Origin of the sequence: Acidisoma silvae, from assembly GCF_020618775.1 — a bacterium.
Taxonomy (GTDB): Bacteria; Pseudomonadota; Alphaproteobacteria; order Acetobacterales; family Acetobacteraceae; genus Acidisoma; species Acidisoma silvae.
The window spans coordinates 157,689-170,415 of record NZ_JAESVB010000003.1 but is presented as its reverse complement, the minus strand read 5'-3'; the positions used below and the strand labels follow the sequence as shown (position 1 = coordinate 170,415).

The 12,727-nt window shown below is 62.8% G+C and carries 14 protein-coding genes and 1 tRNA gene; 7 read left to right on the top strand and 8 right to left on the bottom strand.

Annotated features, from left to right (window positions below):
* Positions 1 to 14: 14 nt before the first annotated feature.
* A complete protein-coding gene (locus tag ASILVAE211_RS08805) occupies positions 15 to 710 on the bottom strand; it encodes an aspartate/glutamate racemase family protein (protein ID WP_227320938.1) in 696 nt (231 codons plus the stop codon).
* A 190-nt stretch (positions 711 to 900) separates the two neighbouring features.
* Here ASILVAE211_RS08805 and ASILVAE211_RS08800 point away from each other — a divergent pair, with 190 nt between their 5' ends.
* Complete coding sequence (locus ASILVAE211_RS08800) at positions 901 to 2,820, top strand: AI-2E family transporter (protein ID WP_227320937.1); 1,920 nt, start codon at positions 901 to 903, stop codon at positions 2,818 to 2,820.
* Here ASILVAE211_RS08800 and ASILVAE211_RS08795 read toward each other — a convergent pair.
* On the bottom strand, positions 2,810 to 3,190 hold the full coding sequence (locus ASILVAE211_RS08795) for a DUF423 domain-containing protein (protein ID WP_227320936.1): 381 nt from the start codon (positions 3,188 to 3,190) through the stop codon (positions 2,810 to 2,812). The two genes, ASILVAE211_RS08800 and ASILVAE211_RS08795, sit on opposite strands and share 11 nt — an antisense overlap.
* A gap of 109 nt (positions 3,191 to 3,299) precedes the next feature.
* Between ASILVAE211_RS08795 and ASILVAE211_RS08790 the strand changes: the two genes are divergently transcribed.
* Positions 3,300 to 3,376 (top strand) — tRNA-Pro (locus ASILVAE211_RS08790).
* Between the two features lie 166 nt (positions 3,377 to 3,542).
* The gene (gene edd, locus ASILVAE211_RS08785) at positions 3,543 to 5,363 is read left to right on the top strand and encodes a phosphogluconate dehydratase (protein WP_227320935.1); all 1,821 of its coding nucleotides are present in this window, start codon (positions 3,543 to 3,545) and stop codon (positions 5,361 to 5,363) included.
* Between the two features lie 143 nt (positions 5,364 to 5,506).
* On the opposite strand, the gene ASILVAE211_RS08780 is transcribed toward edd, so the two are convergent.
* The 6 genes from ASILVAE211_RS08780 to ASILVAE211_RS08755 form a co-directional block, all read right to left on the bottom strand.
* Positions 5,507 to 5,794: a biotin/lipoyl-containing protein gene (locus tag ASILVAE211_RS08780; protein WP_227320934.1), complete on the bottom strand. Its 288-nt coding sequence runs from the start codon at positions 5,792 to 5,794 to the stop codon at positions 5,507 to 5,509.
* Positions 5,795 to 5,903: 109 nt separating this feature from the next.
* Entirely contained in the window at positions 5,904 to 6,491 is a 588-nt protein-coding gene (locus tag ASILVAE211_RS08775) for an acyltransferase (protein WP_227320933.1), read from the bottom strand.
* 141 nt (positions 6,492 to 6,632) lie between these two features.
* Positions 6,633 to 7,223: an NADPH-dependent FMN reductase gene (locus ASILVAE211_RS08770; protein WP_227320932.1), complete on the bottom strand. Its 591-nt coding sequence runs from the start codon at positions 7,221 to 7,223 to the stop codon at positions 6,633 to 6,635.
* Positions 7,224 to 7,249: 26 nt separating this feature from the next.
* Entirely contained in the window at positions 7,250 to 7,678 is a 429-nt protein-coding gene (locus ASILVAE211_RS08765; RefSeq protein ID WP_227320931.1) for a DUF3574 domain-containing protein, read from the bottom strand.
* Positions 7,675 to 8,262, bottom strand: a complete 588-nt coding sequence (locus ASILVAE211_RS08760; protein WP_227320930.1) for a DNA-3-methyladenine glycosylase I — start codon at positions 8,260 to 8,262, stop codon at positions 7,675 to 7,677. Before ASILVAE211_RS08760 ends, ASILVAE211_RS08765 begins: the two co-directional genes overlap by 4 nt.
* Before the next feature lie 73 nt (positions 8,263 to 8,335).
* Positions 8,336 to 9,148: an ABC transporter ATP-binding protein gene (locus ASILVAE211_RS08755; protein ID WP_319799546.1), complete on the bottom strand. Its 813-nt coding sequence runs from the start codon at positions 9,146 to 9,148 to the stop codon at positions 8,336 to 8,338.
* A 274-nt stretch (positions 9,149 to 9,422) separates the two neighbouring features.
* On the opposite strand from ASILVAE211_RS08755, the gene ASILVAE211_RS08750 reads away from it, so the two are divergent.
* The 4 genes from ASILVAE211_RS08750 to ASILVAE211_RS08735 all read left to right on the top strand — a co-directional run bounded on the left by ASILVAE211_RS08750 (position 9,423) and on the right by ASILVAE211_RS08735 (position 12,717).
* Complete coding sequence (locus ASILVAE211_RS08750; protein ID WP_227320929.1) at positions 9,423 to 10,226, top strand: transporter substrate-binding domain-containing protein; 804 nt, start codon at positions 9,423 to 9,425, stop codon at positions 10,224 to 10,226.
* 79 nt (positions 10,227 to 10,305) lie between these two features.
* Positions 10,306 to 10,998: an ABC transporter permease gene (locus ASILVAE211_RS08745; protein WP_227320928.1), complete on the top strand. Its 693-nt coding sequence runs from the start codon at positions 10,306 to 10,308 to the stop codon at positions 10,996 to 10,998.
* A complete protein-coding gene (locus tag ASILVAE211_RS08740; RefSeq protein WP_227320927.1) occupies positions 10,995 to 11,699 on the top strand; it encodes an ABC transporter permease in 705 nt (234 codons plus the stop codon). Before ASILVAE211_RS08745 ends, ASILVAE211_RS08740 begins: the two co-directional genes overlap by 4 nt.
* 34 nt (positions 11,700 to 11,733) lie before the next feature.
* Positions 11,734 to 12,717: a ketopantoate reductase family protein gene (locus ASILVAE211_RS08735; protein ID WP_227320926.1), complete on the top strand. Its 984-nt coding sequence runs from the start codon at positions 11,734 to 11,736 to the stop codon at positions 12,715 to 12,717.
* Positions 12,718 to 12,727 lie beyond the last annotated feature (10 nt).

Genomic DNA, 12,727 nt, shown 5'->3' with positions numbered 1-12,727 from the left:
CTAAACGGATCGCGTTACGGTTGATCTTTCAATGCCCAGGTAATTGCAGCCTCGGCATGGAGCGCGGTCGTATCGAACAGCGGCACCGGACTATCTTCCGCTTTCACCAGTAACATGATTTCAGTGCAGCCCAGAATGATCGCCTCCGCCCCTTGCGCGGCCAGACGGGCGATGACGCCGCGATAGGCGTCGCGGGACTGGGATGTCACTTTTCCGGCGACCAGCTCCTGATAAATGATCCGATGGACCAGCGCACGGTCCTCTTCCTCCGGCACAAGCACCGCCAGCCCGTGCTGATCACGCAGCCTGCCTTTGTAGAAGTCTTGCTCCATCGTGAAGGCGGTGCCGAGCAGCCCAACTCTATGAAAACCGGCGGCCTTTATTTTTTCGGCCGTGGGGTCAGCGATATGAAGAAGCGGGATGGCAACGGCGGACTGAATGGCTTCTGCCATCCGATGCATGGTGTTCGTGCAGATGAGCAGCACATCGGCGCCGCCGGCCTCCAGACGCTGCGCGGCCTCGATCATGAGTTTGGTCAAACCCGTCCAGTCGCCCTGATGCTGAAGGCGCTCGATGTGGGAAAAATCGAAGGACCAGAGCAGGCACTGCGCTGAGGCTGTTGGACCGAGGCGGTCACGCACGCCTTGATTTAGAATGCGATAATATTCGGCAGAGCTTTCCCAGCTCATGCCGCCGATCAGCCCGATCATGTGCATCGAAAGAGGATAGAGCAGGCTTCAAGGAAGGCAAGGTTGACGATAACCTTCGCCGTCACGCAGCGGAAGGGCGAGACTTTCGGCGGGAACTGCCCTTTTTCTTGCGAAACGGTCCCCCATATCCGCCCAAGCGCCGCATCACCCCGTCCCGTCGGTCGGGCCGCGTGCTGCAGGGAGGTTTCGCATGTCGGACGTGGACGAGGCGTCGGCGCTTCCCGGTGCGGGTATTCCGGCATCCGAGACACCACGGCCACAGGGACTGCTCATTTTGCTCGTCTTCGTCGTGGTCGTGACGGCCCTCTATTTCGCCAAGACGGTCCTGATTCCGATCACGCTGGCGATCATGCTCAGTTTCGTGCTGGGGCCGGTGGTGGCTCTGCTGCGTCGGTGCCATTTGCCGAAGGTGGTCGCGGTGCTGCTGGCCGTGCTGCTGGCGTTGGCGGTCATTCTGCTGCTCGGCGGCATTATCGGCATGCAGATCGCCGATCTGGCTGGCAGCCTTCCGCATTATCAGGCGACGATCATGCAGAAGTTTCATACCGTGCAAAGCTATTTCACGCAGCATCTGCAGGCGGTGATGCGCCATTTCGGCAATGCCGCCGATACGCCGCTGCGGCGGGATTCCCTTGCCACATCCTCGCCCGGCGGTACGGGTAGTCAGATGGTTGAGGTAGCACCCGATTCTACAACGCCCTCGACCTTTGCCTTGCTGCGCACGGTGCTGGAACCGGTCGTGGCCCCCATCGAGACGGTCGGCATCGTCATCGTCTTTGCGATCTTCTTTCTGTTGCAGAAGGAGGATCTGCGGGACCGGCTGATCCGGCTGTTCGGCTCCACCGACCTGCATCGCACCACGCTCGCCATCGACGATGCCGGAAACCGGCTGTCGCGCTATTTCCTGGCCCAGACCTGCATCAATGCCGGTTTCGGTGTCGTCATCTGCATCGGCCTAACCTTCCTCGGCCTGCCCAATCCCATCCTATGGGGCGTGCTGGCGATGCTGATGCGCTTCGTGCCCTATATCGGCTCGCTGATTTCCGCCCTGCTGCCGATCGCGCTGGCCGCCGCGGTCGATCCGCATTGGGGCCTGGCACTCGCGACCCTGATCCTCTTCGTCGTGGCGGAAGGGATCACCGGACAGGTTCTGGAACCCATGACCTATGGCAGCACCACGGGCCTGTCGCCGGTGGCGGTATTGGTCGTCGCGGTCTTCTGGGGCTGGATCTGGGGGCCGATCGGCCTGATCCTGTCGACGCCTTTGACGCTCTGCCTGGTCGTGGTCGGGCGGCATGTGAAGCGGCTGGAATTCTTCGACGTGCTGCTGGGGGACAGGCCGGCGCTGACGCCGGTGGAAACCTTCTATCAGCGCCTTCTGGCGCATGACCCGGACGAGGTACAGGAACAGGCGGAGCAATTGTTGCAAAGCCGCTCGCTCAGCGCCTATTACGACGGCGTGGCGCGCAAGGGTCTGGAACTGGCGGCCGGCGATATTCTGCGCGGGGCGATGAAGTCGGTGCAGGTGGCGCGGCTGCGCGCCGATATCGCAACGCTAATCGCGGAACTGGATGAATATGACGATGTCGATCCGCCGCATCGGCTGCTGATGCAGGAGGAGGCGGTGGCGGGCGTGGAGCGGCCCAACCGCGTCATCGTCAAGCAGCCGGCGCCGGACGTGGACCTGCCGCCCCCGGAAGGCGCGATGACGGTGGCGCCCTTGGCACTCTGCGTCGGCGGGCGCGGCCCGCTGGACGATATCCCCAGTGCCATGCTGGCCCAGCTGCTCGGCAAGCACGGGTTCGAAACCCGGGAATTGACCCATGACGCAGTATCCCGCGCCCAGATCAATGCCTTGGACACGGCGCGCGTCGCGTTGATCTGCGTGACCTGCCTGGAACTCGTCGGCCAGCCGCCGCATCTGCGCTACCTGTTGCGCCGGCTGCGGCAGCGCCTGCCCAATGTGCCGATCGTCGTCGGGCTCTGGACGCCGGAGGCGGAGATCCTCAGCCACCAGGATCTGGCGCGGATGATGGGCGCGGACGTCTATGTTACCTCGCTGCGCGACATGGTGATCGAAGCGGTGGCGCGGGTCAGCGTCACCGGCTAACGCGGCGGCGAAAGGCCAGAGAGGCAAGACTGATCCAGCCAAGCATGGTCAGGAAGCCGCCCGTGGGTGCCATGGCCGGTATCTCGGTCCCGGCCAGCGCCAGGCTATAGACCGCGCCGCAGAACAGCAGCGTGCCGAGCAGAAAACCCCAGCCCGCGACCGTTACGGCGCGGATAGCCGGGCTGTGGCGGGCAAGAATGCCGCAGCCGATCAGAGCCAAAGCGTGCCACATCTGCATCTCGACCGCCGTATGGACGAAGGCGAGATCGGCGGCGGATATCCGGCCCGGCAAAGCGTGGGCGGCCAAGGCCGCCATCATCACGCCGGTCAGGCCCGAAAGGCCGCCGGCGCCGAGCCATACTCTATCCATGCATCTTACCCCTCGTTCCTGCATCGCATTTCCGCGCGCCAATGGCTTGCCCTACCGCACAGAGCCCGCTATATGCCGGCCCTCGGTCGGAAGCGACCGATCCAGGTAACGGGACGTAGCACAGCCTGGTAGTGCGCCTGCTTCGGGAGCAGGAGGCCGGAGGTTCGAATCCTCTCGTCCCGACCATTTTTTCCCCAAAGCCAATCGACGTCTCTGGCCACGTGTAAGCGCTGCGCGTGTTTGGCCTGGTTTCGTGCGTCGCCATTAGTCTGCACATTTTTCTCGTAACGCGACAGATGACGTTCCGGTCGAAAAATGGTATGACCGTTCCTCCTGAGACGCGGAGGGTGCCATGACTGCCATTCATGACCGAATTGCCGCCGTGACGGAGCGTGTGCGGGCGCGCAGTGCCGCCAGCCGCGCCGCCTATATGGGTCGCACGATGAAGGCGGCCGCTGCCTATCCCGCACGGTCCAGCCTCGGCTGCGCCAATCTGGCCCATGCCTATGCGCCGATGGCGGCCGGCGACAAGCATCGTCTGGCGAGCGGTGCCGCGCCCAATATCGGCATCATCACGTCCTATAACGACATGCTGTCGGCCCATCAGCCCTACGAGCAGTACCCTGAGATCATCCGCCGGGCCGCGCGTCTGGCCGGCGGCCTGGCGCAGGTCGCCGGCGGCGTGCCCGCCATGTGCGACGGCGTGACGCAGGGCAATCCAGGCATGGAAATGTCGCTGTTTTCCCGCGACGTCATCGCCATGAGCACCGCCATCGGCCTGTCCCATAATGTCTATGACGCGGCGCTGATGCTGGGCGTCTGCGATAAGATCGTGCCGGGTCTCGTCATCGGCGCGCTGCAATACGGCCATTTGCCGACGATCTTTGTGCCCGCCGGCCCGATGACGTCCGGGATTTCCAATGCCGAGAAGGCGCGCGTCCGCCAGCAATATGCGCTGGGCGAAGTCGGGCGCGATGCGCTGCTAGATTCGGAAATGAAGGCCTATCATGGCCCCGGTACCTGCACCTTTTATGGCACGGCCAATTCCAACCAGATGCTGATGGAGGTCATGGGCCTGCATCTGCCGGGTGCGGCCTTCGTGCATCCGGGCACGCCGCTGCGCGATGCGCTGACGGCGGCCAGCGCCCGCCGCGTTCTGGAAATCACCGCGCGCGGCAATGACTTCATCCCCATCGCCGCGATCGTGGACGAAAAGGCCGTCATCAACGGCATCGTGGCGCTGATGGCGACCGGCGGCTCCACCAACCACACCATTCATCTTGTCGCCATGGCGCGGGCGGCGGGCATTGTGATCACCTGGGACGATTTCGACGATATCTCGGCCGTCACCCCTTTGCTGGCGCGTGTTTATCCCAATGGAAAGGCGGATGTGAACCATTTCCATGCGGCGGGCGGCATGTCCCTGCTGATCCGCGAATTGCTGGCGGCCGGCCTGCTGCATGATGATGTCACAACCGTCATGGGGCGGGGTCTGACTGCCTATACGCAGGAGCCCGCTTTGCAGGATGGGCATCTGGTCTGGCAGGACGGGCCGGCGGTCAGCGGCGATCCCGCCGTTCTGGCGACGGTGGAAAAGCCGTTTTCGACCGACGGCGGGTTGCGGCTGATGCGCGGCAATATGGGACGCGGGGTCATCAAGATTTCGGCCGTGGCGCCGGCGCATCGCCATGTGCGCGCACCGGCCATCGTCTTCGACACGCAGGAGGCGCTGGCCGCCGCCCATAAGCGCGGCGAATTGCAGCGCGATTTCGTCGCGGTTCTGATCAGCCAGGGGCCGCGCGCGAATGGGATGCCGGAACTGCATCAGCTGATGCCGGTTCTGGGCGCGCTGCAGGACCAGGGTTTTCGCGTCGGGCTGGTGACGGACGGCCGCATGTCCGGCGCATCCGGCAAGGTACCGATGGTCATTCACCTCTCGCCCGAAGTCAGCATGGGCGGCCCCATTGGCCGCGTACGCGACGGCGACATGATCACGCTGGATGCCGAGGCCGGGACGGTGGTGGCGGAGGTCGATCAGGCCGAATGGGACAGCCGCGCGGTCAGGACCGGCGTGGCAGACGCGCTGGCCGATACGCTGGGGCGCGGCTTGTTCGACGGGCTGCGCCTACGCTGCCTGACGGCCGAGGAAGGCGCCTGGAGTTTCGCAGCGTAAAGCGTTTCAGGTTTGAATTGAAGCCGTTCCCCAACCGTCATGCCCGCGCAAGCGGGCATCTTCTACGCCTTGCCGCGGTGGCATAGGGAGAAGATTCCCGCCTTTGCGGGAATGACGTCGTTTTAGTGAAAACGTGAGGCGGCCTAAGCCTCGTCATCCTGCTCGGGCGCTTCGCGCTCGGCGTCGTCCTCGTCCTCGGTCTCGATGATGGCGAGGACAGCGCCAATGGCGGCCGTCTCATCCTCATCCACCAGGATGGTCTTCAGAAAGCCGGTGGCCGGGCATTCCAGGTCCATATCGAGTTTCGGCGTGCTGATGATGGCGATGACCTCGCCCTGTTCCACGGCGTCACCCTCGGATTTCACCCAGGTGCGCATCTGGCCTTCTTCCATCTCCTCGCCCAGCACCGGCATGACCAGTTCGATATCCATGACCGCTTCCCTCGATTGACGTCGCAGCCCCTGCGGGCGAGCGCCAGACTATCCCATTCATGGGCATTCGTCGCGGGGGTGGGATCGCCGATATCCGTCGCTCAGCCGGTCAGCGCCAGGTAATGCGGTCCCGAATGACCCTTGCTGGGATGCCGACCGCGAGACTGTTCGGCGGAATGGTAGTGGTCACGACCGACCGGAAGCCGACGGCCGACCCGGCACCGATGACCGCCCCTTTCATCACGGCCACTTCCTCGCCCAGCCAGACGCCGTCTTCAATCATGACGGTCTGGGCTGGATTGATGCGGTCGCCGCTGTCCATATCCAGAATTTCATGCATGTCGCTGACGGTGATCAAGGTCTTGCTGGCGATCAGGCAGCGATCGCCGATGATGATCGACGCGGGTTCATGGAGATATAGTCTGGTGTGAAAGGCGAACCAGCATTCCGCGCCGATACGCACATGGCCATTGTCGGCGGCATAGACATCCAGCTTCGCCAATCCGGAATTTTCGCAAGCCTGGAAGGAGCAGTTCTCGACAAGCTTGATATTACAATCCGCCAGTGTGCAGCCGGCTTCTATGATAAGTGTATTATTATTGCCGACCGTATTAACCACTCCGGAACTTGTGGCGATAACATCAGGATTGATTTCGATCCGGTTGTTCTCGCCCTGGTCCACGATCAGCAATGGCACGCGTCATCTCCCACCCAATCGACAGGCAACGACAGCAAAAGTCGTTGACGATTTGTCGCGGTCGGATCTTAGCCGGCAATGTTTTATTATATTATTAAAGCAATGAGCAGAGGTTGCTAACGATCTCAGACTCGTTGAATCTTAGTAAGGCGGTGCCTTGCGCGTCTTCTGGGCCTTGGTGGCTTCCGTCCACCAAGCCAGGTCATCCGCGAAGCGTGGAAAGGCGCGCGCCAGAGCTTCGCCGGCACTGCCGGTGGGCTTGCCTTCGGCGTCCAGCGTCGCCGCGATCGGCCCGACCGTCAGCGTCGAGGAAATCACCACCATGCCCATCTCCGACAAGGTGCAATGCCAGGCGGAATTAGCCCGCGCGCCGGACAGCCGGCCGGCGGAATAGCTGGCGATGGCCGCTGGGCGCCAGAACCATTCCTCCAGGAAATGATCGGTCAGGTTCTTCAGCCCCGGCTGTAGGCCCCAGTTATATTCGCCCGTCACGAACAGAAAGGCATCGGCCGTGCGGATTTTTTCCGCCAGCGCCTCCATGGCGGCCGGCGCTTCGCCCTTGGCATATTCCTTGTACATGCGGTCCAGCATCGGCAGGCCGATCGCCTTCGCGTCGATCAGCTCCACGTCATTGCCGCGCGCGGCCAGCCCCTGCACCAGATAATCGGCCAGGCGGATGCCCATGCGGTCGCTGCGATAGGAGCCGTAGAGGACAAGGATGCGGTCGCCCATGGTCTGTATCCTTCCGTTCGGCCGATTTATTCGTCGAAGCCCGCGCAGCCTTCGACCGTCGTCAAACCCACCGATTCCTGGGCGTAGGCTTTTTCATAGGCCTTCATCACATGCAGCAGCTTGACCGCGAGGGCAGGGGAGGATGGCGCCGCGATGGTCAGGATCTTCACCGGGTCGTAGTCGGTCTTGCCGGTTTTACTGTCCAGCCACTGGCCGGACCCGTCGCTGACGGTAAAGCCGTCCGGAAAGGTGGGCGTGATGACCTTGGCGGTGAATTCAGCCCAGTCGCTGGTGCTGACAAGGCCATGGCCCTGAATCGTCCGGCCGAAATAGAGTGTCGCGATTTCCATCGGGCTTTCACCCGTGACGGGGCAGGCCGCCAGCGCGGCGGGAGCGGCGCAGAGACTGCCGAGACCCATGGCAAGAAGCGTGAGCGATATCTGTCTGGCGATCATCGGGATTGTCCCACGGTTTTGCGCTTGCGGCGGAAGCAGTCTGCCGCGTGGTCGTCCACCAGCCCCACGGCCTGCATCCAGGCATAGACGATGACGGGGCCGACGAATTTGAAGCCGCGCTTCTTCAAGGCTTTCGAAATGTTCTGCGACAGTGGCGTTTCCGCCGGCAGGGCGACACCGTCGCCACGGATCGGCTTGCCGCCCGTAAAGCCCCAGGCGAAGTCGGAAAAGCTCAAACCCTCTGCCTGCATCGCCAGATAGGCGCGGGCGCCCCCGATGGTCGCCTCTATCTTGGCGCGGGCGCGGATGATGCGGGCGTCAGCCATCAGCCGCTCGACATCGGCGGGGCCGAAGGCTGCCACCACCTCCGGCACGAAACCCTGGAAAGCGTCGCGGAATCCCTCCCGCCGCTTGAGGATCGTCTGCCAGGACAGCCCGGCCTGGAACCCTTCCAGCATCAGGGTTTCCCACAGCATCCGGCTGTCATGGATGGGCTTGCCCCATTCCTCGTCATGGTAGCTGGCCATCAGCGCGTCGCTATTCGCCCAGGAACAGCGCAGCAGGGGTTTGGGTGCGACGGTCATGGTAATGATGTAGCGCGGCGGCGGCCGGCGGTCACCGATGAAACGCCGGCCGGCTCAAGCGAATATCTGTGGCTCAGCTATGGATGCGCGATAGGAACTGCCGGCAGCGGTCGGATTTCGGGTTGAGGAAGACCTCGTCCGGCGTGCCTTCTTCCTCGATCTTGCCCTGATGCAGGAAGACGACGCGATTGGCGACCTGCCGGGCAAAGCCCATTTCATGGGTCACGACCAGCATGGTGCGGCCTTCCTCGGCCAGCTTGCGCATCACGGCCAGCACTTCGCCGACCAGTTCCGGGTCCAAAGCCGAGGTCGGCTCGTCAAACAGCAATACCGCCGGCTCCATGCACAGCGCGCGGGCGATGCCGACGCGCTGCTGCTGGCCGCCGGAGAGCTGGATAGGATAAGCGTCGCGCTTGGCCGTCAGGCCCACCTTCTCCAACATCGTCTCGGCGCGCTCGGTCGCCTCCCGGCGGCTGAGGCTGAGCACATGCATCGGCGCCTCGATCAGGTTCTGGATGACCGTCATATGGCTCCAGAGATTGAACTGCTGGAAGACCATGCCCAGTTCGCGACGGATACGCTCCACCTGCCGGGCGTCGGCGGGTTCCTGGGTACCGTCGCGAAGGCGCTTCATCTTGATCAGTTCGCCCTTGATGCGAACCTCGCCGGAATTCGGCATTTCCAGCAGATTGATGCAGCGCAGGAAGGTGCTTTTGCCTGAGCCGCTGCTGCCGAGGATGGCGATGACGTCATGCTCATGCGCGGTCATGGAAATGCCCTTCAGCACTTCATGCGGCCCGAAGCTTTTGTGCATGTCGTTAACGCGGAGTGCTTCCACACCGGTCTTGAGAAGCGCGGTTGCGTTGTCTGCCTGCACCAGAGCCATTATCCGCTGACATCTTTCTCTGAAAGCCGATTGATCCCTGCAACAGATGCCGGCTGTCAAGCGAATGACGCTTTTGCCTGAAAAAGACGTTTCGAGTGGCCTGAAGATGACGCCCCCGCTTGCGGTCGCCCGGTTTTGGTAGCAGAGGGGCGGCGGCGGCTATACCGGCCCTGTCGCCTCATGGCGTATGGCCTGCCGTTTGCATATTGCTTTTCAACGGTATCCGGCTGTCCGGGCGACCAGCCCCGCCAGCAAGACCAAGGGAGATGACCTGATGAAGAAGCTTCTGGCTGCCGGCGCGCTGGCTGTGATGATGCTTGGCCTGACCGGCACGGGCCCGGCCCATGCCAAGGCCTTCACCGAAATCAAGTTCGGTGTCGATGCGACCTATCCGCCTTTCGAGAGCCTGTCGCCCTCCGGTGAGTTCGTCGGCTTCGACATGGATTTCGGCCGCGCCATCTGCGCCTATCTGAAGGTGAAGTGCGTGTTCGTGTCGCAGACCTTCAGCGGCATCATTCCCGCGCTGCAGGCCCGCAAGTTCGACGCCATCCTGTCGTCCATGTCCAAGACGGCCGAGCGCGAGAAGGCGGTCGCCTTCTCCACCCAGATGTATGATGAGCCGACCAGCCTGATCGCGAAGAAGGGTTCGGGCATTGCAGCGACCGTCGACAGCCTGAAGGGCAAGACGGTCGGCGTCGAAGCCGGCACCATTCAAGAATCCTATGCCAATGCCTATTGGAAGCCGAATGGCGTGAAGGTCGTCTCCTATCCGGGCCAGGATCAGGTCTATGCCGATCTGCTCAGCGGCCGGTTGGATGCGTCTTTGCAGGATTCCGTCGAGGCCGATTTCGGCTTCCTGAAGACCCCGAAGGGCGCCGATTACGCGCTCGTCGCCAATATCACGGATGACCCGAAGGACGTTCTCGGCTCCTACGTCGCCATCGGCGTGCGCAAGAATGAGACGGCGCTGCTGGCCAAGATCGACGAAGCGATTGCCGCCCTGCACAAGAACGGTACCTACGACAAGCTGCAGGCGAAATACTTCAACTTCAGCATCTATCAGCCGAGCGCCAACTGATACCGCTCTGACGAGGAAGGGTCGCGTCCGCGAGGATTGCGGCCCTTCTTCCATCGCTGCTGCCGGAAGGGGAAGTTGAATGTTCAATCTGGGGGGCTACGGCCCGATCATTCTGTCCGGCACGCTGACGACGATCGAGCTGTCTATCCTCAGCCTGATCGTCTCCTTCCTCATCGGTCTTCTCGGCGCTTCCGCCAAACTGTCCCGCAGCCGCATCGCGGTCGGCATCGCGACCATCTACACCACCATCATCCGCGCCGTGCCCGACCTCGTTCTCATGCTGCTGCTGTTCTACAGTCTACAGATTTGGCTGAACGATCTGACGGATGCGCTGGGCCTGGATCAGTTCAACCTCGACCCCTTCACCAGCGGCGTCATCACGCTGGGCTTCATCTATGGCGCCTATTTCACCGAAACCTTCCGGGGTGCCTTCATGTCCGTGCCGCGCGGGCAGATGGAAGCCGCGCGCTCCTTCGGCATGCGCCGGTTCTATGCCTTCCGCCGTATTCTGTTCCCGCAGATGATGCGCTTCGCGCTGCCGGGGCTTGCCAATAACTGGCAGGTCATCCTGAAGGCGACGGCGCTTGTCTCCATCATAGGCCTGTCGGACATCATCAAGGCGACACAGGATGCCGGCAAGGCGACCTTCAACGGCTTCTTCTTTTCGGTACTGGCGGCCGTCGTCTATCTTGTTCTGACAACCGCTTCCAACGGCGTGCTGATGCTGCTGCAGAAGCGATATTCCGTCGGCGTGCGGAGGGCGGCGTCATGATCGACATCATCCAGCAATACTGGCGGCCGCTGCTTTATACGGACGGCTATACCATGACCGGCGTCGCCATGACGCTGTGGCTGCTGGTGATTTCCTGCCTGATCGGTTTCTGCCTGGCCGTGCCGCTGGCCATTGCGCGGAATGCAAAGAATCCCTTTATCCGTGGCCCGGTCTGGACCTATGTCTTCGTCTTCACCGGCACGCCGCTCTATGTGCAGCTGCTGATCATCTATACCGGCATCTACAGCCTCAGCATCGTCCAGCACACAAGCTTCCTGAACAGCTTCTTCAAGCAGGGCATCGACTGCACGCTGCTCGCCTTCGCGCTCAATACCGGCGCCTATACGACGCAGATTTTCGCGGGCGCGATGCGCGATATGGCTTTCGGCGAAATCGAGGCGGCGCGCGCCATCGGCATGTCCCGCTTCACCCTTTACCGTCGTATCATCATCCCGTCCTCCCTGCGCCGGGCTTTGCCGCTATACAGCAACGAGGTCATCCTCATGCTGCATTCGACGACGCTGGCCTTTACCGCAACGGTGCCGGATATCCTGAAGGTCGCGAATGACGCCAATTCCGCGACCTACGAACCTTTCTGGTCCTTCGGCATCGCAGCCGTTCTCTACGCCTGCATTTCCTTCACGCTGATCTTTCTCTTCCGCCGCGCGGAACACCGCTTCCTGGCCTTCCTGCGCCGGTAGCGTTAAAGCCGCCCGGACAGCTGGGAGAGCCGGTATGAAGATCTGTGTCTATGGCGCGGGCGCCATCGGGTGCCATGTCGCGGCACGTCTGGTCGCGGGTGGCGCTGAGGTTTCCGTCATCGCGCGCGGAGCGCAGCTTGCGGCAATTCAGGCCGATGGCCTGCGAATCGAAACGCCGGACGGCATGCTGACCGCGCATCCGCGCGCCAGCGATGACCCGCGCGATCTGGGGCCGCAGGACGCCGTGCTGGTGACGGTGAAAGCGCCGGCGCTGACCGCCGTGGCCGAGGCCATCGCCCCTTTGCTGGGGCCGGATACGCCCGTCATCTTCATCATGAACGGCATACCCTGGTGGTATTGCCACGGTCTTGCTGGCGATCTGGCGGACAGGCAATTGGCCGAGATCGACCCGGACGGCACTGTCTGGCGCAATATCGGGCCGGAACGCGCCGTCGGTGGCGTCGTCTACTCCTCCTGCACCGTCATTGCCCCCGGCACGGTCCGCGTGCTCAGCAAGGAGAGCCGCATCATCCTGGGCGAGCCGACGGGCGAGGATTCATCAAGAACGCAGGCGGTCGCCGCTGTGCTGCGTGCGGGTGGCTTTACCTGTCAGGTGACCGACCAGATCAGAGATGCGATCTGGACCAAGCTCAGCTGGAATATCGCCACCGGCCCGATCTGCGCACTGTCGCGCTCGTCCATGACGGTCGCCCTGGCCGATCCCACGATCGCCGCCGCGGCCCGCTGCTTGATGGCGGAGGCGGTCGCCATTGCCCATGGCCTTGGCTGCATGATCACGCCGGATATCGACGCGGTCGTGGCGACGGTGGCGCGCAGCCCGCATAAGCCGAGCATCCTGCAGGATCTGGAGCTGGGCCGGCCGATGGAGATCGATGCGCTATATACTATTCCGCTGGCTTTGGCGGAGATGGCATCCGTGCCTGCGCCGACCCTGGCCTTGCTGACGGCCCTGCTGCGCCTTCACGCCCAGGCCGCCGGGATTTATCGGCAGCCATAGCGCGACCGAA

Coding starts and splice junctions, on each gene's coding strand:
- ASILVAE211_RS08760 (WP_227320930.1), bottom strand. CDS start 8,262: ATGACCGTCGCACCCAAACCCCTGCTGCGCTGTTCCTGGGCGAATAGC.
- ASILVAE211_RS08780 (WP_227320934.1), bottom strand. CDS start 5,794: ATGGATATCGAACTGGTCATGCCGGTGCTGGGCGAGGAGATGGAAGAA.
- ASILVAE211_RS08800 (WP_227320937.1), top strand. CDS start 901: ATGTCGGACGTGGACGAGGCGTCGGCGCTTCCCGGTGCGGGTATTCCG.
- ASILVAE211_RS08770 (WP_227320932.1), bottom strand. CDS start 7,223: ATGGGCGACCGCATCCTTGTCCTCTACGGCTCCTATCGCAGCGACCGC.
- edd (WP_227320935.1), top strand. CDS start 3,543: ATGACTGCCATTCATGACCGAATTGCCGCCGTGACGGAGCGTGTGCGG.
- ASILVAE211_RS08805 (WP_227320938.1), bottom strand. CDS start 710: ATGATCGGGCTGATCGGCGGCATGAGCTGGGAAAGCTCTGCCGAATAT.
- ASILVAE211_RS08735 (WP_227320926.1), top strand. CDS start 11,734: ATGAAGATCTGTGTCTATGGCGCGGGCGCCATCGGGTGCCATGTCGCG.
- ASILVAE211_RS08795 (WP_227320936.1), bottom strand. CDS start 3,190: ATGGATAGAGTATGGCTCGGCGCCGGCGGCCTTTCGGGCCTGACCGGC.
- ASILVAE211_RS08765 (WP_227320931.1), bottom strand. CDS start 7,678: ATGATCGCCAGACAGATATCGCTCACGCTTCTTGCCATGGGTCTCGGC.
- ASILVAE211_RS08755 (WP_319799546.1), bottom strand. CDS start 9,148: ATGGCTCTGGTGCAGGCAGACAACGCAACCGCGCTTCTCAAGACCGGT.
- ASILVAE211_RS08740 (WP_227320927.1), top strand. CDS start 10,995: ATGATCGACATCATCCAGCAATACTGGCGGCCGCTGCTTTATACGGAC.
- ASILVAE211_RS08750 (WP_227320929.1), top strand. CDS start 9,423: ATGAAGAAGCTTCTGGCTGCCGGCGCGCTGGCTGTGATGATGCTTGGC.
- ASILVAE211_RS08745 (WP_227320928.1), top strand. CDS start 10,306: ATGTTCAATCTGGGGGGCTACGGCCCGATCATTCTGTCCGGCACGCTG.